Annotated in this window: 18 protein-coding genes and 2 riboswitches; of the genes, 13 read left to right on the top strand and 5 right to left on the bottom strand. The window is 51.1% G+C overall.

Annotation, left to right across the window (positions count from 1 at the left end):
- Position 1 precedes the first annotated feature (1 nt).
- The 3 genes from AC50X8_RS03145 (at position 2) to AC50X8_RS03135 (ending at position 3,208) form a co-directional block, all read left to right on the top strand.
- Complete coding sequence (locus AC50X8_RS03145; RefSeq protein WP_494878546.1) at positions 2–697, top strand: hypothetical protein; 696 nt, start codon at positions 2–4, stop codon at positions 695–697.
- Entirely contained in the window at positions 694–2,457 is a 1,764-nt protein-coding gene (locus AC50X8_RS03140) for a hypothetical protein (protein ID WP_494878544.1), read from the top strand. Before AC50X8_RS03145 ends, AC50X8_RS03140 begins: the two co-directional genes overlap by 4 nt.
- Positions 2,458–2,527: 70 nt before the next feature.
- Complete coding sequence (locus AC50X8_RS03135; protein ID WP_494858750.1) at positions 2,528–3,208, top strand: MgtC/SapB family protein; 681 nt, start codon at positions 2,528–2,530, stop codon at positions 3,206–3,208.
- 379 nt (positions 3,209–3,587) lie between these two features.
- On the opposite strand, the gene AC50X8_RS03130 is transcribed toward AC50X8_RS03135, so the two are convergent.
- The 4 genes from AC50X8_RS03130 to AC50X8_RS03115 form a co-directional block, all read right to left on the bottom strand.
- Entirely contained in the window at positions 3,588–4,313 is a 726-nt protein-coding gene (locus tag AC50X8_RS03130; protein ID WP_494878542.1) for a hypothetical protein, read from the bottom strand.
- Entirely contained in the window at positions 4,310–4,828 is a 519-nt protein-coding gene (locus tag AC50X8_RS03125) for a hypothetical protein (RefSeq protein WP_494878540.1), read from the bottom strand. The genes AC50X8_RS03130 and AC50X8_RS03125 overlap by 4 nt, the downstream gene beginning before the upstream one ends.
- Positions 4,829–4,956: 128 nt before the next feature.
- Positions 4,957–5,565 (bottom strand): YdcF family protein, encoded by a 609-nt coding sequence (locus AC50X8_RS03120; protein ID WP_494857787.1) that lies wholly within the window; start codon positions 5,563–5,565, stop codon positions 4,957–4,959.
- Between the two features lie 42 nt (positions 5,566–5,607).
- Positions 5,608–6,936: a TrkH family potassium uptake protein gene (locus tag AC50X8_RS03115; RefSeq protein WP_056044047.1), complete on the bottom strand. Its 1,329-nt coding sequence runs from the start codon at positions 6,934–6,936 to the stop codon at positions 5,608–5,610.
- Between the two features lie 389 nt (positions 6,937–7,325).
- On the opposite strand from AC50X8_RS03115, the gene AC50X8_RS03110 reads away from it, so the two are divergent.
- The 7 genes from AC50X8_RS03110 to AC50X8_RS03080 all read left to right on the top strand — a co-directional run bounded on the left by AC50X8_RS03110 (position 7,326) and on the right by AC50X8_RS03080 (position 14,750).
- Positions 7,326–8,561: a DUF445 domain-containing protein gene (locus AC50X8_RS03110; protein WP_494878538.1), complete on the top strand. Its 1,236-nt coding sequence runs from the start codon at positions 7,326–7,328 to the stop codon at positions 8,559–8,561.
- A gap of 96 nt (positions 8,562–8,657) precedes the next feature.
- Positions 8,658–8,862: riboswitch (cobalamin riboswitch) on the top strand.
- Positions 8,863–9,029: 167 nt separating this feature from the next.
- Entirely contained in the window at positions 9,030–9,803 is a 774-nt protein-coding gene (locus tag AC50X8_RS03105; RefSeq protein ID WP_056043408.1) for an energy-coupling factor ABC transporter permease, read from the top strand.
- A complete protein-coding gene (locus AC50X8_RS03100; protein WP_056043411.1) occupies positions 9,803–10,087 on the top strand; it encodes an energy-coupling factor ABC transporter substrate-binding protein in 285 nt (94 codons plus the stop codon). The genes AC50X8_RS03105 and AC50X8_RS03100 overlap by 1 nt, the downstream gene beginning before the upstream one ends.
- The gene (gene cbiQ, locus AC50X8_RS03095; RefSeq protein WP_494878536.1) at positions 10,084–10,896 is read left to right on the top strand and encodes a cobalt ECF transporter T component CbiQ; all 813 of its coding nucleotides are present in this window, start codon (positions 10,084–10,086) and stop codon (positions 10,894–10,896) included. The genes AC50X8_RS03100 and cbiQ overlap by 4 nt, the downstream gene beginning before the upstream one ends.
- The gene (locus AC50X8_RS03090) at positions 10,883–11,752 is read left to right on the top strand and encodes an energy-coupling factor ABC transporter ATP-binding protein (RefSeq protein WP_081419169.1); all 870 of its coding nucleotides are present in this window, start codon (positions 10,883–10,885) and stop codon (positions 11,750–11,752) included. The genes cbiQ and AC50X8_RS03090 overlap by 14 nt, the downstream gene beginning before the upstream one ends.
- Before the next feature lie 115 nt (positions 11,753–11,867).
- Positions 11,868–12,060, top strand: a riboswitch (cobalamin riboswitch).
- A gap of 264 nt (positions 12,061–12,324) precedes the next feature.
- A complete protein-coding gene (gene metE / locus AC50X8_RS03085) occupies positions 12,325–14,613 on the top strand; it encodes a 5-methyltetrahydropteroyltriglutamate--homocysteine S-methyltransferase (RefSeq protein WP_494878534.1) in 2,289 nt (762 codons plus the stop codon).
- Between the two features lie 11 nt (positions 14,614–14,624).
- Entirely contained in the window at positions 14,625–14,750 is a 126-nt protein-coding gene (locus AC50X8_RS03080) for a hypothetical protein (protein ID WP_494878532.1), read from the top strand.
- Between the two features lie 37 nt (positions 14,751–14,787).
- On the opposite strand, the gene AC50X8_RS03075 is transcribed toward AC50X8_RS03080, so the two are convergent.
- A complete protein-coding gene (locus AC50X8_RS03075) occupies positions 14,788–15,519 on the bottom strand; it encodes a response regulator transcription factor (RefSeq protein ID WP_099519319.1) in 732 nt (243 codons plus the stop codon).
- Between the two features lie 277 nt (positions 15,520–15,796).
- On the opposite strand from AC50X8_RS03075, the gene AC50X8_RS03070 reads away from it, so the two are divergent.
- Genes AC50X8_RS03070 through AC50X8_RS03060 form a run of 3 tightly spaced genes read left to right on the top strand, consistent with a single transcriptional unit; the run spans position 15,797 to position 18,193 of the window.
- Positions 15,797–16,537, top strand: a complete 741-nt coding sequence (locus AC50X8_RS03070; RefSeq protein ID WP_494878530.1) for an ABC transporter ATP-binding protein — start codon at positions 15,797–15,799, stop codon at positions 16,535–16,537.
- Positions 16,530–17,276, top strand: a complete 747-nt coding sequence (locus AC50X8_RS03065) for an ABC transporter permease (RefSeq protein ID WP_494878528.1) — start codon at positions 16,530–16,532, stop codon at positions 17,274–17,276. The genes AC50X8_RS03070 and AC50X8_RS03065 overlap by 8 nt, the downstream gene beginning before the upstream one ends.
- Before the next feature lie 38 nt (positions 17,277–17,314).
- The gene (locus AC50X8_RS03060) at positions 17,315–18,193 is read left to right on the top strand and encodes an AraC family transcriptional regulator (protein WP_494878526.1); all 879 of its coding nucleotides are present in this window, start codon (positions 17,315–17,317) and stop codon (positions 18,191–18,193) included.
- Positions 18,194–18,240 lie beyond the last annotated feature (47 nt).

Genomic DNA, 18,240 nt, shown 5'->3' with positions numbered 1-18,240 from the left:
GATGGACATTAAGCATCTGGCGTCCTATGCCCCACGGCTTTTTTTTGATCAAAAAGAGCCGTTTTATCCGGTGCGGGTCGGTGTTTCCGTCCTGCGCGAAGGCGAGCAATCGCCGTCGTTTCGGCGTAAATTTGAACGGCTGGATGCTATTGTCGATTATGTGATCGAATTCGCGATTTATTGGGATTATGACATTCAGCATCTGTACGAGCTGGAGCATGTATGGATTTATGTAGGCAAGGACGGCGCCGTAGTGGATGCGGAAGCGAGCTTTCACGGCAAATACATGAAGGCGCTGCTGCCTGACCGCTCCAATCTGGAGGGGAAAACAGCAAGCCTGTACTCGCAGCCTGGAAAGCACGCCTTCTCGCCGCTGCCGATTATTTTCGAGCTGCTGCCGAACGTGCGCACTGCTACAGACCGCGATGCCGGGCTGGATGGTCTTACATTGCCGGAGTGGTACAAGGCGCTGGGGCAGTATGATGAAGAGACGAATGTGCTAGTTCGAGCCTATCAGCAGGCGTATCATCGGTTCACGCCATCGTTTGAGTTCGTTCCTTACGAGCTTGCGGAGCGTGAGCCGTTGTTCGTTCCGTGGGAAACGCTGTACGAAGAAATACCTGAGCGAATTGAGGCGGAGCTGGCTATGATTAGGCATACGCTTAGCGGATCAACGGAGAATGAGGAAGGAAGATGAACATGCATGAGAAGCTGGTTGCCGTCAACGATGGCTGGGTCAAGCAAGGAATCGATAATCAAATAATGGACAGCGGCAGCCGCTTCTACGGCGGTGTAGCCGATCCGGACAACGGGGTTGCTTGGCCGACCCACATGGGAACGCCAACGTTTATGGCGATATGGGCATGCTCACTTGTTGATGAAAGCTCCAACTTTTATCATGACGAAAAGCTGCTGCGGCGTTTGGAGCTGGCGGCGGCCTTCACGGTCCGCGAACAGCATGAGGACGGGACGATATCGCCGGGTTGGACCAATATGCATTCACCTCCCGATACCGCGTTCGCGGTCGTTGGACTTGCTCAATTGCATGAACTGCTGGTGCAGCATGAATGGGCGGAGCTTGAGCGTGTTCGAGCGGACATTAGAAAGTTTCTAGAACGGTCTGTACCTGCGCTGCTGACCGGTGGCTGCCATACGCCGAACCATCGTTGGGTGCTGACAGCGGCACTTGCCTTCTTGCATAGGCTGACGGGCAATGCCGAGCTTGTAGCTCGTGCCGACCAGTGGCTGGCTGAAGGCATGGATTGCACGGAGGATGGGGAATGGACGGAACGCAGCAACGGCATTTATAACGGCGTCAGCGACATTATGCTGTTCCATGCGGCCGAGCTGCTTGGCCGGCCTGAGCTCTTGGAGCCGGTTCGCCGCAATCTGCGAATGATGGCCTATCTGATCCATCCTGACGGAGAAGTCGTCACGGATTATTCTGGACGCCAGGACTTTGGTCAAGCATTCGATATGTCCGGCTATACACTCGCTTCCTGCCTTATGGCACAGCGCGATCAGAATGCTTTATTCGCTGCCTTGGCTGAGCTGGGAATCGCAGCGCTTAACCATCCGGGACCCATCCCAAACAATGTTTTGCTCGGATTTTTGCTTCATCCGGAGCTGAGAGAGCCACGTGTGAAAAGCGGCAGTCTGCCAGATCATTACCGGGTTGTCATCAACGGGCAATTTAATCGGCAGCATTATTTAAGTCAGATGGAGTCGGCTGGACATGGCGGGCGGATTTATCACAGCCGTCTGCATCCTGATTTCGGCGCTCCGGTTGCCCGGCAGCGGGATGGGGAAACGAGCGTTACGGTCATGACGGAGACGAATTCGTTTTTCGCGCTTCGACATGGGGCGGCACGGCTGCTTGGTGTGCAGGTCAGCAGCTCGTTTGATCCGGGGTTCATCAAGATGAACCATTTGGAGCAGCTCGAATCCGGCTATGTTCTGACGGGTACGGAATCAAAAGGCTACTACGGGCCGATCGCAACTGATCGTTTGCCTGAAATAGCAAGCCATTCCGTCAGCCCATGGTATTTGCTGCCGCATCAGCTGCGTGAGGTAACACATTTGCAGCAGCATGATGTGCGAATTGAGTTGACGGAAACGTATGATGGCTGGCAGCTGCGTGTTCAATGCGACAAGCCGGATGTGCTGCTAACCCAAATTTCCTTCGTATTCGGGAAGGAAGGGCAATTCGCTGGCGGCGAATTGGCTCCTGCCGAGACAGGTACGCAATTTTGGAAAGCAGGCACTGTAAAATTTACAGCTGGCGGCGACTGGATTGAGATGGAGGGCGGTGCGCACGAGCATTGGGCCAAATCGATCCGCGGGGCTGCATTCCCGGCAGATTGCCAGACGCTGGTCGTCAACGTGCTGACACCTTATGATCGGACGTTTCATATCCGTTTGTCTCCAAGCGATGGGAATGGGGCAAACGGGCAGTAACCGTATATATGGAGTTGCAGCTAACTGATTGACTATCGCGCTTCAGGAAGATGCTCCCCCAGAAGGGGTGATTACAATATTGTTTGTACTTAAATTGGGGGCGGCTTTGCTGCTTGGGCTGCTGATCGGTGTAGACCGCCAGCTTCGGCACAAGCCGCTTGGCATCAAGACGAGCATGGTGATCGCGGTCGCAAGCTGCTTAATTACGATGGTGTCGATCGAAGCGTCGACTGAGCTTGCCCATCCAGGCATGACTAACATGGACCCGATGCGGCTGGCGGCACAAATTGTGAGCGGCATCGGTTTTATCGGCGCAGGCGTCATCCTGAGAAGAAATAACGATGTCATCTCCGGCCTGACGACAGCTGCAATGGTCTGGTCGGCGTCGGCGCTTGGGATTGCGGCAGGAGCAGGCTTCTATAAAGAAGCGTTCACTGCCGTAGGCTTCATCATCATGGCAGTCAATCTGGTGCCGTTCGTGGTTCGGGCATTAGGACCGAGAAAGCTGCGCGAGCGCGACCTATCGGTCTGCATGACGTTTGACCGTTCGGCTGAGCTGGACGGCTTGATGACGAAAATTCGATCGGAGCACCAGATCAAGCATACGAAAATCAAAGATATTGGCGACGGCCGCAAAGAAATTCAGCTCGTGCTGTCATCGCGGGAATTGCACCCGACAACCTCTGTCTACGAGGATCTTCGGCGCTATAAAAATGTCGTCTCCGTCGAGGTCGAAAACATTAGCTCATAGGAGCATTTTTTCATGTTTGGTAAAGCGCTTAACTTAAAATCGGCTGCCTTCTATTTCACCCGCGAAACGGTAGCTTTGCCGCCAGAGGACGGTGCCAGCCGTTTACACTTGGTCTAGGCGGACTCAGCAGCAGCTATTTGCCCATTTTTAGGCGATTTTGGCGGGCAAGCGGACAGGAAAGCCGTTAATGCGGTTTTTCTCGCTATAAATGATCATAAAGGGGGTGATTAGCGGCTGCTGAGTCCGCGAACCTGCTCATTCCCCTTTATCTGCAACAAATAGCTGCTGCTGTGTCCGCCAAATTTCTATTTGCTTTTCTGTTGTTACTACAGCCTTCATCAGTGCCCGTCCGCGCTACACTCGATTCGTTTGAGCTCCTTTATTGAAAGTCAAAAAATACTTCCTCATCTTTAATAATGATCCACGCGTTTTTATCCAAATCAGCGACGTTTTGCAGCGTATATTTTATATAGAAAATATCGTCTTTCCAATATTCTTTGACATAGACGGCTCTTAAGGCCGCGTCCCCTTTAATCCGCTCTGGCAAGGAGATGTCCACACCAAAATAGTCTTCCTCCTCCTTGCCACGATAGGGGTTATTCTGCAAATATTTTAACCGAATGGAATCTGATGCATTGCGTAAGTAGGCATTTGATTGCAGTTTCTTAAAGGCGTCGAATGAGGCGCATGATTGCGTACATGATTTCGTGAGTTTCTCCGAATGAATCTTAAAATCATAATAGCTTTGCAACGTTTTAATAATAACATCCTCTTCATCGTTTAAAGCAGAAGGATCAGCGAGCTGTTTTTTTCCTGCATAGGAGGCTTGAAAATTTTCGATTTTATTAATATTATCTTTTGCTATAAAAATAGTTCGATTAGTACCTGTATGGTATCCGATATAATAATCAGCTGAAATATCCATTTTAATGAGTGTCAGCGTTTCATTATCCAATGAGACTCTGGACATTTCAATTGTACTCTTCTGAGCTTCGTATTTTGAAATATTAATATATTGCGCATGGATACCGTTGAGGTATATGGAGAAAATCAATATGATAGCTGTAACGAAAATGATGCTTATCTTTGTTGCCGGTGCATTCATTTTGAAATAGGAAGCGGTTTGATACGAAAAATAAAAATAAGAAAAAAAGCGCCATAGAAGAATATATTCTGCACGGCCAGCGGTAGATTTGAATCTTTATCCAAGGTTAAAATTTGAAAAACTATCATAGTAATAATAAAACTAAGAAATAAAAGGCCATGAATTAATAATAATAAGGGATGCATACGATTTCGTAAAACGAAATACCGAAAACGTCTAATCCTTACATTTGACCGATTAGGTGCCCTACGAGGCTTTCTCCGATCCTTGCGGGATGCAAGTACAGCTATTGTTACAACAGGAATTGCTAAAAAGAAGGAAATATAAATGCCGTTTATCCAATACAGGCTTTGAGAAACAGGATAAAATGTTAAAATATCTTTGAAAATGAACATATCACCGAAATAAGGTTGAAAAGAGCCTTGTACATACACAAGTCCGGCGGTATAGACGACGAAAGGCATAAACCATAGCTCCTGCAGCAGCTTTAACATGTTCTTCAACTTATCAGGCATTTCAGCAATCTCCCTTACAGCATCTTAGTAAAATAATCCTATCCTTTTTTATCGGAATTCGCATGCCAAAAATGTATAATACTAGTTTTTCAGCGCAAAAAAATACTCTGAGGGCTGAAGGCATTCAGCTAGCTCAGAGCATATATAATTCGATAGCCTGTATAATAAAACAGCTCGCGGAAGAAAAAGGGCAGTTTCGTGCGCATGCTGCTATATGCGGAGGTCGTAGTTGGCGAAGAGTATGCCGTCATTCCCAGCTCGCTGGCCATCATGAGTGCGCGCTTCATATGAAGCGGATCGCTGACAATGATGAAGGTTCCTAGCTCATATGGCTTCGCAACGACTAGCGAATATTCGAAATTTTCCTCTGTAATAAGAGATTGGACTTCGATCAAAATATGCTCAGGCTTCACGCCTTTTTCAATCGCATAGCTCCGTGATACTTCTGACTCTGCAAGCTCATTCGCAGACCCGCGTCCTCCGGTAAAAATAATATACTCGGCAAAGCCTTGCTCGTACAGCTTTATAGCATGATTCAGGCGTTCCCGCAGCACAGGGGATGGCTGATCGCCCCAGACCGCCGTGCCCAGCACAAGGATCGCATCAGCAGGCTTCGCTTCATCCTTCATACTAAATGACCAAATTTCATAGGAAAACCAGCACAGTACCGCTGCGGCAAATGCTAAGACGCAAAGCAACAGCGTTTTGATTTTTTTCGAAACAAGCCTCTTTTTCATGAACTGCCCTTTCCTTATAAAATGATTTTTCCTCGCCGCATGTTATCCGATCATAATTTTCCCTTCCGGATAGCGATACAGTTCCTTCTTCTCCTGAGCAGGAACGAGTGTGAACGCCAGCGTCAGCGGGCCAAGCCGCCCAGCGAACATCATAATAATAATCAGCACCTTGCCGATCACCGTCAAATGCGGCGTTAAGCCAAGCGACAATCCGGTTGTACCGAAAGCGGACGTTACTTCAAATAGCAGAACGAGGAAATCGACATCCTCGGTAGTAGATAAAATCATCGTAAATAAAATAATCGCCGCCAGCGAGGCAATCGTAATCGTCAGCGCTTTGTACACCCGGTCCTTTGCGAGCCTTCTGCGGAAAAAGACGACATCCTCGCGGCCGCGAATCATTGCAAACACCGCACCGATGAGAATCGCAAACGTCGTCACCTTAATGCCGCCGCCCGCAGAGCCCGGAGATGCGCCGATGAACATGAGCAAAATAATGAGAAACTGCGTCGCATGGCGCAGAGAAGCAATATCCAGCGTATTTGCGCCGCCCGAGCGCGGCGATATGCTTTGGAACAACGAGCTGTACAGCTTGCCGCTTATGCTAAGCGGCTCTAGTGTTTTGGTATTTGTAAACTCGAAAATAAAAATAACGGCAGCACCTGCGACAAACAAAATGCCTGTCGCATACAGCACAACCTTGGAGTGAAAAGACAGCTTGCGCGTTTTTGGGTAATCCCACATTTCCGCCAGTACGATAAAGCCGATCCCGCCGAGAAAAATGAGAGCAATAACGATCACATTAATAATGGGATCGTTGACGTGATTGACAAAGCTGCTGAACGGACCGTTCATCGGTCCCATAACATCAAATCCGGCGTTGGTGAACATCGACACGCTATGGAACATGCCGAAATACAGCGCCTTGCCGAAAGGCATTTCCGTTGACCAGCGCAGTGCCAGAACAAGGGCGCCTATTCCTTCGATGGCAAAAGCATAAATGAGCACGCGCCGTATGAAGCGGACGATCCCTTCCAGCGAAGATTGATTCATGGATTCCTGCAGCAGCAGCCGCTCGCGCAGCGATATCCGTTTGCGCAGGGCAAGGGCGAACAGCGTAGACATCGTCATAAAGCCGAGTCCGCCAACCTGCATAAGCACGAGAATGACGAGCTCGCCAAAGGTTGAATAGTGGATGCCGGTATCGACGACGACAAGCCCCGTTACGCAAACAGCGGATGTTGCAGTGAATAATGCGTCAATGAGCGGCGTTGCCTGATGGGCTGACGAAGCCAGAGGTAGAGAAAGCAATAGGGTACCCGCCGCAATAATCGCGAGAAAGCCAAGCGTAAGAATTTGCGGTGGAGTCATTTTCAGAAAAATGGTTCGTAGTTTGAGCACGCAGGTAATCTCCTTTATATGTAACGAAACAATGGTGTAGTTGAAAGTTGAGCTGTTGCTGCCGAAGCTGGCACAGCCGTTTACGCTTGAAATATAAGGATGCATAAATATTGTTATTATTATAACGCTTATATTTCTACGCGAAACGAGCAGTTGTCGCCAATACCCGACAACGCCGTTTGCTCTTGAAATATAAGATCAATAAGTTTGATTCTTATTGCAACGCTTATATTTCTACGCGAAACGAGCTTGTGCTGCCGAAGGCAGGCACAGCCGTTTACGCTTGCCACCTCATTATCTGGTATAATAGGGCAATATGCAACAGGAGGGCGCTGGGGCCCGCGATTAGGAGGACAACGATGAAATCAAGATATATAGCAGGTATTTCGCTTGCCGTTATGGGGGCAGGCTTTATTACTACGAGATGGTGGCTGCCAGACAACACGTGGACACATCTACTGGAAAGCGGCTTTGAAGCGGGGCTGGTCGGCGGAATTGCCGACTGGTTTGCGGTGACGGCGCTGTTCCGCCATCCGATGGGCATTCCCATTCCGCATACGTCCTTGCTGCTCAAAAACCGGGCGAAAATCGTGAACTCGCTCATCAGCGCTATGGAAAATGAACTGCTGAATAAAGAAAGCATTACCCGCAAGCTGTCGGGCTTTCAACTGTTCGCTGGGGCGGCATCGGCGGCGACTCGGCTGATTGGCAAGCGCAAGTTCAGGCTGGCAGCGGTTGATTTTGCCCAGTCGGCAGTGGAGCGCTTGCCTTTGGAGCGGGTTAGCAGTGTGCTGCATGGATTTTTGGCTGATTATGTGAAAAAGCAGGATTTTACGCCAATCGTGCGCAAGCTGGCGGATCGTTTCGTCCATGAGCGTTGGGATGAACGGGCGCTGGATTACGGCCTGGAGCATGTAGGCCATTGGATTCGCAAGCGTGAAACCGAGGAAATGCTCGGCAAGCTCGCCTTCAAAAAGCTGGAGGAGCTTAAGGTAGGCGGCTTCATGGGGTTTGCACTGCAAGCTTTCGTCGGCTTTATGAACGAGGAGAAGCTCGGCGGTTTGATCCAGAACATGCTGCTCTCTACGATGCAGGAGCTTTCCCATCCTGGAAGCCCGCATCGGCAGAAGCTGCTGCTTGAGGTGAGAGCCCAGGCGGAGAAGCTTGCCGATAACGAAGAGCTGATGCTCAAGCTGAAGCAGCTCATTGAACAGGGGGTGGACAGCGTTGAAACGGAGCGCTTCATCCATTTGCGTCTGGAGGAGCTGAGACAGCTCGTGCTGGACAAGCTGGAGGAGCAGCATCGCAGCGGAGGGCGCGCCATTGTGCAGGGATACCGTTTTGCAACGGATTATTTGAATGGCAAGCAGGAAATGCTCGCCAATTGGGAAGATGGCATTCGCGGCTATCTCGTTCGACTTATTGAAAATAATCACTATCGCATCGGTGCGCTCGTTCGGGATAATCTCGACCGGATGGATGACAAGGCGCTCGTCTCCATGCTGGAGGAAAAGGTCGGCAACGATTTGCAGTGGATTCGCGTCAACGGCGCATTATGCGGTTTTGTCGTAGGCGTTATTTTGTCCTTCTTCTAACAGGAAGGTAGCCATTTACATTTATAGGGGACAGCCTGAATTTTTTGTGATAAGATCAAACTACAAAATGACCAATGAATACAAGGATTTTGAAAAATGATTGACATGGAACGAGGTGCCTTTGCGCACGTCAAAGGGTAACAGGGAATCGGGTGTAAATCCCGAGCGGTCCCGCCACTGTAATCGGGGAGTTTTCCTTCACCAGCAGGAGTCACTTGGCCTAAGCTTTAGGGCAGCCAGGGAAGACGAAGGAAAATAATGATCCGCTAGCCAGGAGACCTACCTCGTTCCAGCACCACAGTGCCTTCGCGGAAAGGATAGGTGTACGAATGAAAGCGATTGCTACCAGTCTGTTTGCTGGCGCAACCGTCTATTTCTGCGTACACATGGCCGTTTTCCCAGCGAAGGGAAGGCGGTCAATTTTTGTTGTCTTCAGGCATGAACACATTGGGGAGGGTATTGAAACGAATGGTCAAGTTAAAAAGCAAGACAGCAGTTAGCACCGCTTTGCTGGTTATTGGCTTCACGCTTTTTTTACTGGTGAATGAGCCGCAATCCGCATATGCGATGCACATTATGGAAGGGTTTTTGCCTGTGGGGTGGGCGATTTTTTGGTGGGTGGCCTTTATTCCTTTTTTCATCCTGGGTGTACGCGCCATTCGGAAAATTACAAAGGAAGCACCAGAGCTTAAGCTGATGCTGGGCTTGGCGGCAGCTTTCACCTTCGTGCTGTCCGCGCTTAAGATTCCTTCCGTTACAGGCAGCAGCTCGCACCCGACGGGAACGGGGCTTGGAACGGTTATGTTCGGGCCGCTGCCCATGAGCGTATTAGGTTCTATGGTATTGCTGTTTCAAGCGGTGCTGCTTGCACATGGCGGGCTGACGACGCTTGGGGCGAATGCTTTTTCAATGGCGGTTGCAGGTCCCGCTGCTGGCTATGCCGTCTATCGGCTGCTGATGCGTTCAGGCAGCAAGCAAGGCGTGGCGATTTTTTCTGCTGCCGCTGTTGCCGATCTGGCCACTTATATCGTTACTTCGATTCAACTGGCTGTTGCTTTTCCGGCTGTTGAGGGAGGCATTCTCGCATCCTTTATGAAATTTGGCGGTATTTTTGCGATTACCCAGGTTCCGCTTGCTATTAGCGAAGGCTTGCTGACGGTATTGATCTGGAACTGGCTGCAATCTTTTAATACGGACGAGCTGTCTATTTTGAAGCGGAGAATGAAAGGGGACCGCGTGTAATGAGCCGCAGTGCCAAAAATATTTGGATTTTAGCCATTGTTGTTTTGCTTGCCGTTGCGCCTTTAATATTCATTAACGCCGAGTTTGGCGGCGCGGATGGCGCGGCGGAGGAAATGATCCAGACGATTGCGCCCCATTATGAGCCTTGGGCGTCTCCGCTCACTGAGGTGCCGGGAGAAACGGAAAGCATGCTGTTCGCGCTGCAAGCTGCGATTGGCGCTGGCGTAATCGGCTATGTGATTGGCCTTTTTAAAGGGAAGTCGGGGAAATCAAAGCAGCAATGATGAAATGGATTGATACGATTTCTTATTCCAATAAGCTGCGGGATTTACCCGCCATTTGGAAATGCGGGCTTGCAGCCCTTCTGCTGCTGCTTGCCTATATCGCTCATCCGCTCGTACAGCTTGTCATTTTCGGATGGCTTGCACTGTGGACGGTCGGCTATGCGAAAGTGCCCGCTAAGCTTTATGCGGCGCTGCTTTTCTCCTCTTGCCTGCTGTTCATTCTCAGCTTGCCCGCGCTGCTCATTGAATTCAGCAATAGCAGCAGCGAAGCGGGAAGCTTGGCGGCAGCGAAAGCAGGCTGGATGCTCGTTTCATGGGAGCCGCTTAGCCTGTATGTGCCAGAGGCATCGTTAGGGCTGGCCGGACATATTTTTACGCGTATTCTTGCTTGCCTGGCATGTATGTTTTTTATCACCTTGACGACCCCCTTCCCGGATCTGCTGCAAGTGCTGAAGCGGTTGAAAATGCCGCAAATTGTACTGGAGCTCATGATTATTATGTATCGCTTCATCTTTCTGCTGCTGGATACGGCGGGGGCTATGCTGGTCGCGCAGCGTGCACGCGGCGGTCAACACGGTTTTAAAGGCAAATTGCAGGGTACGGCGGCGATTGCTGTGCGGCTCTTCGTCAAAACGATGCATCGATACAAGGGGCTCTCGAATGGGCTTATGGCAAGAGGATTTACGAATGAAATCCGTCTTGCGCCTAGTGTAAAGCGGACGGTTCGCCTCCGATATTGGGCGGAAGCGGGGCTCGGCTTAACGATTTTGCTGGCAGCAGAGCTATGGTTTCGGTATGGAGGTGAATAAGCTGGCGGATAACGATCGGGCATCAACCATTATGGAAATGAACCAAGTGAGCTATGCTTATCCCGGAACGGACAAGACCGCTTTAAACGGGCTAGAGCTGCGTATTCCGGCGAACAAGAAGATAGCGCTGTGCGGGCATAATGGCTCGGGCAAGTCGACGCTCTTCTTGCAGCTTATTGGCATTAATCGTCCGGAATCCGGTTTTGTCAGCTGGCGCGGCGAGCCGCTTTCTTACAAGCCCAGAGAGCTTGCCAGCTTGAGACGGCGCGTCGGCCTTGTTTTTCAGGACCCGGAGCATCAGCTCATTTTGAATACCGCTTATGAGGATATTTCCTATGGGCTGCGCAATGCGGGGCTTCAAGAAGTGGAAATTGACAGACGTACGGCGCGCATCGTTCAGCAGCTGAACTTGCAGGAACTGGCGCATAAGCCGCTGCATCATCTCAGCCTTGGGCAAAAGAAGCGAGTCGCTCTTGCCGGCGTACTGGCCCTGGAGCCGGAGTTAGTGCTGCTTGATGAGCCGGCTGCTTATCTCGATCCGATATCGGAGCAGCGGCTGATGGCTGAGCTGGACCGCATTCATGCCAGCGGCATAACGCCGGTTATGGCGACGCATGACATGAATATGGCCTATGCTTGGGCGGATTGGATTTTCATCATGAATGAGGGCCGCTGTATATTGGAGGGTACGCCGGAGACGGTATTTCGCGAAGGCGAGCGTCTCAGAAGCCTTGGACTCACGCTGCCAATGGTGCTGGAAGCTTGGGAGGCACTGCCGCCTGAGCTGCGAGGAGAACAGCAGGCGCCGCGTACGCTCGCGCAATTTAAAGCGGCTGTAAAATCTTTTGTTGTATAAAAACGCGAAAATTCGTATATTTATACATGTTGCTTGAAATATAGGAAAGGATATGATTTTTCCATCCTATCTCTATATTTCTCCGTTTCACCTTGTATAAATAAAGATCGACCAACTAAATAGCGAGGAATAGGGTGCTCTTGCGTAACGTCTTGAGCTTAAAAGGGAAGTCCGGTGCAATACCGGCGCGGTCCCGCCACTGTAACAGCGGAGTTTTGCGCAATAAAGCCACTGGCATGATGCCGGGAAGGCGAGCGCAGCGATGATGATGCTGGAGCCAGGAGACCTGCCTTATTCTATACACTGCAGTACCTACGGGAGATAGGGAGGTGTTAAAGATGGCAGCCATCGTTTGTTGAAACGAGGGGCGTCTTTACCCACATTTCTGTACAGGGTAGGACGTCCCTTTTTGCAGTTTCTGGCTGGCAGCAAATTGGATGTATAGGGAAAGGCCGCCGCGAAGAAATTCGCTCACACTGCCATAAGTATATATCTGAGTTTGTTGATGAAATAACAAAGGATTATAACATCCATCCACAAGGATGAATAATGAAAAACAGGAGGCAATAACAATGAGTCAAGTAAAAAGCAGCAGTTTGGGATATCCGCGTATCGGTGAAAACAGAGAATGGAAAAAAGCTCTGGAGGCGTTCTGGAGCGGCAAGCTTGCGGAAGCGGCTTTCTTGAAGCAGCTGGAGACGATTCGTCTAAACCATCTCCAATTGCAAAAACAGGGCGGCATTGATCTCATTCCGGTAAATGATTTTTCGTATTATGACCATATCCTTGATACAGCTGCGATGTTTGGCGTTGTGCCTGAGCGCTTTGGCTATACAGGCGGCCCCGTATCGGTAATGACCTATTATGCAATGGCGCGAGGCAACAAAACCGCTTCGGCATCCGAGATGACGAAATGGTTCAATACGAACTATCACTACATCGTTCCTGAGCTGAAAGGCATTACGCCGGCGCTGACCGAGAACCGTCCGTTGATCGCTTACCGCGAAGCAAAGGAAAAGCTGGGCATCGAAGGCAAACCAGTCATTGTTGGACCTTATACATTCCTCAAGCTGTCTAAAGGCTATGCCGCTTCTGAGCTTGCTACAGTTGCTGCTCAGTATGTTCCGCTGTATGCACAGGTGCTGCGCGAGTTGGAGCAAGAAGGCGTACAATGGGTGCAAATGGATGAGCCTTCGCTTGTAACAGACGTTTCCGAAGCAGATTTGGCGCTTGTGCAAAGCATTTATGCCCAGCTTCATGAAGCGGCACCTAAGCTCAATTTGCTGCTGCAAACGTATTTTGAATCGGTTCAGCATTATGCTGCAATCGCGGCTTTGCCTGTACAGGGCTTAGGTCTGGACTTCACAGCTGGCGCTGAAAAGAACCTGCAGCAGCTGGAGTCAATCGGCTTCCCACAGGACAAAGTGCTGGGTGCAGGCGTTATTGACGGCCGCAATATTTGGCGGGCGGATCTTCAGGAGCGCAAAGCGCTGCTTGCCCGTATTGCTAAAGTCGTGCCAAACGACCGACTGATTGTAAGCTCCTCTTGCAGCCTGCTGCATGTACCTGTGTCAGCGGCTCTTGAAACGGCACTGCCGGCAGAGCTTGCAGGCGCACTGGCGTATGCCAATGAGAAGCTGGAGGAAATTGCCGTTCTGGCAACTGCGCTGAATGAAGGAGAAGCAGCGGTAAAAGAGGCGTTTGATCGCAATGCAGCAGCTTTGGCTGCACTTGCCGCATCGCCGTCCCGTGGCCGTGCGAGCGTCCATGCCGCTGTAGCGAGCATTGATGCGCAGCCATCGGAGCGCAAAGCGGTATTTGCAGAGCGCCAAGTGAGCCAGAAGGAACGCTGGCAGCTGCCATTCCTGCCGACAACGACAATCGGCAGCTTCCCGCAGACGGCGGAAGTTCGCCAAGCGAGACGGCAATGGCGTCGTGGTGATTTGGGCGAGGAGCAATACCGCGTATTCATTAAGGAGCAAATTCAGCATTGGATCAAGCTGCAGGAAGAGATCGGCCTTGATGTTCTCGTTCATGGAGAGTTTGAGCGTACGGATATGGTTGAGTTTTTCGGAGAGAAGCTGGAAGGCTTTGCTTTCACGAAAAATGGCTGGGTGCAATCCTATGGCTCGCGCTGCGTAAAACCGCCAGTCATTTACGGCGATGTGCAGTTCAGCAAGCCGATGACTGTCGAAGAAACCGTTTATGCGCAGTCGCTGACTTCTAAACCGGTGAAAGGCATGCTGACGGGCCCGATTACGATTTTGAACTGGTCGTTCGTTCGCAGCGACTTGACTCGTGAGCAGGTTGCTTACCAAATCGCGCTTGCCTTGGCAGAAGAAGTGAAGGCGCTGGAGGAAGCGGGCATTGAAATGATTCAGGTGGATGAGCCTGCCCTTCGTGAAGGCTTGCCGCTAAAACGTGAAGATTGGGAGCACTATTTGAACTGGGCTGTGCTTGCCTTCCGCTTGTCCACTTCTGACGTTAAGGATACGACGCAAATTCACACGCATATGTGCTATTGCGAGTTCCATGACATCATTGATTCCATTCGCGCGCTGGATGCCGACGTTATTTCCATCGAAACGTCCCGCAGCCATGGCGAGCTGATTCACAGCTTCGAGGAGCACACGTATGAGCTGGGTATTGGCCTTGGCGTATACGATATTCACAGCCCTCGCGTGCCGGAGGTAGAGGAAATGACATCGATGATCAAACGCGCTCTGAACGTGCTTGAGCCAGAATTGTTCTGGATTAACCCGGACTGCGGACTTAAAACACGTGGTGTAGATGAGACTGTGGCATCGCTGCGCAACATGATCCAAGCGACTGAGCAAGTACGGGAGCAGTTGGCTAAGTAATTGTAATAAGCATGGTTATTAAAAAAGCTCCGCTTGCGCTGATTGGCGCAAGCGGAGCTTTTGCTTTACTTGGAAGCGGGGAGGGTCAAAGCCGGGGAGCGGCGTGCCACAACAGGCAGGCAAAAGCATGCCATTAGGAGGGGATGTTTTTGCCTGCCTGCTTCAGCCGCCCGCTTAAATGGTCTCTGCCGCAGGATTCATCAGGCAATAGCCAATGCCCCATACCGTCTGAATCAAGGAGGCAGATTCGGGGTGGACGCGGTTCAGCTTCTCTCTGATCCGCTTCACATGCGTATCGATCGTCCGGTAATCGCCGAGCGATTGATAGCCCCAAATTCGCCGCATTAAATCCTCGCGGGAAATGGGCTGATTGATGTTGGCTGCCATAAAGCGCAGCAGCTCATATTCGCGGAACGTCAGCTTCACCTTGCTGTTTCCGGCAATGACTTGCCGCGAATCATAATCGAAGACGAGTCCTGGCAGCGTGAGATCGGGCGTCTGCTTGCGCTGCAAGGCGCGATAAGCAAACTCCGAGGTGCGGCGGATGATCGCCTTAATGCGGTACATCAACTCGCGCGGGCTGAATGGCTTAACGACATAATCGTCGGAGCCGGCTTGGAAGCCGTCGAGCCGATCATCCTCTTCGCCACAGGCGGAAAGCATAATGACGGGCGTCGATTTTTTCTTCTTAAGCTCGCGGCAAAATTCAAGCCCGTCCATTCCCGGCAAATTACGATCGAGTAAAATCATCGAATAATTGTATTGCATCGCCTTGAACAAGCCGTTGATGCCGTCCGAAGCTTCTTCGACGATCCAGCCTTCTTTTTTCAAAAATAACTTGAGCAGCTTGCGGATATGCTCCTCATCATCAACAATCAAAATGCTATATGGTTGCTGAAATGCCATGGCTCAACACCTCATCTTTATCTTTTAATTCATTACTGATAACAATTATCATTATCATTACATGCGATCCCCATTGTTGTCAATAATAAAACCACTGTTTCTTGTCACAATACCCGAAGGATAGTCGCGAAAAAGACACAATTGCCTATGAGAGCTGATACAGCGGAGCTGCTGCTCCCAACTGCTGTCAGGCTGTCCTCTTTCGAGCAGGCGGGGAGCAGAGTATAATGGTGGAATGCAGGTTACGGATGAAGGAGAGAGACAGGTGGCCCCGTTATTGACATTGAATAACGTATCAAAATATAGAAAAAATCCCGAATGGCTTTTTGAAGGGATTACAGCGCAGGTGCAGGCTGGGGAGCGTATTGCGCTGCTAGGCACATCCGGTCAGGGCAAAAGCACGCTGCTGCGCATCGTATCGCTGCTAGGTGAGCTGGATGCGGGAGAGCTTATGCTCCAAGGACGGACAAGCATCGAGTGGAGACCCGAGGAGTGGCGGCGCAGCGTGTGTTACGTGGCACAGACGCCGATTATGCTGCCGGGATCGGTCGAGCACAACTTGCGCGCGGTCAGCGAGCTGCAAGGGAAGCCCTTCGAGGAAGAGCTGGCAAAGCGCTGCATGGAGGGCGTTGGCCTTGGGCATATCGAATGGAGCAAGGAGGCGGAAAGCTTATCCGGCGGCGAGAAGCAGCGTACGGCGCTCGCGCGGGCCTTATTGCTCCGTTCGCCGCTGCTGCTGCTTGATGAGACGACGTCATCGCTTGATCCGAAAAGCAAGCGGCAGGTGGAGCTGTTTCTAAGCGAATGGTGCTCAGAGGAAGGCACGGCGTTCATCTGGATTACCCATGATCTGGAGCAGGCGCGGCAAGTAAGCGAGCGTATCTGGTTTATGGCGGAGGGCAGGCTGCTGGAGCAAAGCGCTACGGAAGCTTTTTTCACCAATCCCGGGTCGGAGCAGGCGCGCAGCTTTTTAGACAGTCAGCATGCGCCAGAGCAGGGGGATGACCAGCATGAATAATATTGCGCTCGCCTGCACGCTAGTATTCGTCGCCATAACGACATTTATCTCGATGAAGCAGAAGCTTGGCTTAGAGAAGGAAATCATTACTGGCACGATCCGCTCCGCTGTACAGCTGCTGTTTATCGGTTTTTTGCTTCATTTTATTTTTGAAACGAATCATCCGATTTTTATTGTGCTCATTATTATTTCAATGATTACGGTGGCGTCGTGGAATGCCGGCTCCCGCGCATTGCCGGTTAAGGGCATTCGGCTGCGCATTGCGCTGGCATTGGCAGGCACGGAGGCGGTAACGCTCGCACTCCTGCTCTCGCTCCGCATTATTGAGGCTGAGCCACGGTTTATTATTCCGGTCAGCGGGATGATTATCGGCAGCTCCATGATTGTATGCGGCCTCTATTTGAACCATATGAAACGCGAGCTTGAAGCGTCGCGGGGCGAGATTGAGACGCTGCTGGCGCTTGGAGCGACGACGAAGCAGGCGATTCGCCAAGCGGTGCGCCGGGCCGTGCGCTCCAGTCTCATTCCGACGCTGGACGGTATGAAGACGGTCGGCCTCGTGCAGCTGCCAGGCATGATGACAGGGATGATCGTCGCCGGGGCAGACCCGATTGAGGCGGTGCGTTATCAAATTTTAATCGTCTTTGCGATGTCGGCTTCATCGTCGCTGACGTCTATTGTGCTCAGCATGTTGACGATGCGGCTGTGGTTCGCTAAAGATAACGGCAGGCTGCTGTAGCAGCTTCGAAGGCGTTCAATTAGAGGAGGGACGATGAAGTGGAAAGACGAGGCATTTTTCAGGGGCAATTGATGCAGGCCGAGCAGTATCCGCGAGTGGTAGCCTATTATTTTAAGGAGTGGAATGGCTTCGAAATGGCATACCATCAGCATAGCGCAGTGGAAATTATGTATGTGATATCGGGCGATTGTACGGTAGAGCTGCTCAATAAATCCATCCCGATGGAAAAAGGGCATTTCATCGTCATCGACTCGATGGTCGCCCACCGTCTTCACGTCGCTCAGGGCACGGCATGCCGGATGCTCAATGTTGAATTTATTTTTAGCCATACCGGTGTGGGGCTCCCTTCCCTTAAGCGGCTGGCGGAGACAGACCGTGCGCTCGCGGAGCTGTTCGCAGTGAAGCATGATTATTTGCTGCTTTACGATCCGAGCGATGTGTATCAAATGCTGAAGGCACTCGTGCTGGAGCTGGACGGCAAGCGGCGCGCGGAGCAGCTTCTCACAGCGCTTCAGCTGACGCAGCTGCTCGTTCAGATCGGCAGGCTGGCACAGGAGACCTCCAGCCAGTCGCATGATGCGGCGGAGTTTTATGTGGGCGAGAGCATCGCCTATATTCAGCAAAATTATGACCGCGACATTCAGGTCAAGGATATTGCGGCGGCTGTAAGGCTGCATCCGGGGTATTTTCACCGCATATTTAAAGCGGGAACCGGCTGCTCGGTTATGGATTATGTGATGCGCTTTCGGATGGAGAAAGGGCGGATGCTGCTGGAGCAGACCGATATTCCGGTCAGCGATATTTGCCATTATGTCGGCGTCAACAGCAGCCAATATTTCAGTACCCTTTTCAAAAAATATACGAATGAGACGCCGCTCGCTTATCGCCGCGCTGTGCGCAAGGAAGTGGAGCGCTGAGATGGCGTACTTATCTAGTCGATCATTCATCTTATATAGTTAGGATT

The organism is Paenibacillus sp. JT22N15 (assembly GCF_059383755.1).
The sequence above is the reverse complement of the archived record's forward strand: the minus strand, read 5'-3'. Positions and strand labels throughout refer to the sequence as shown.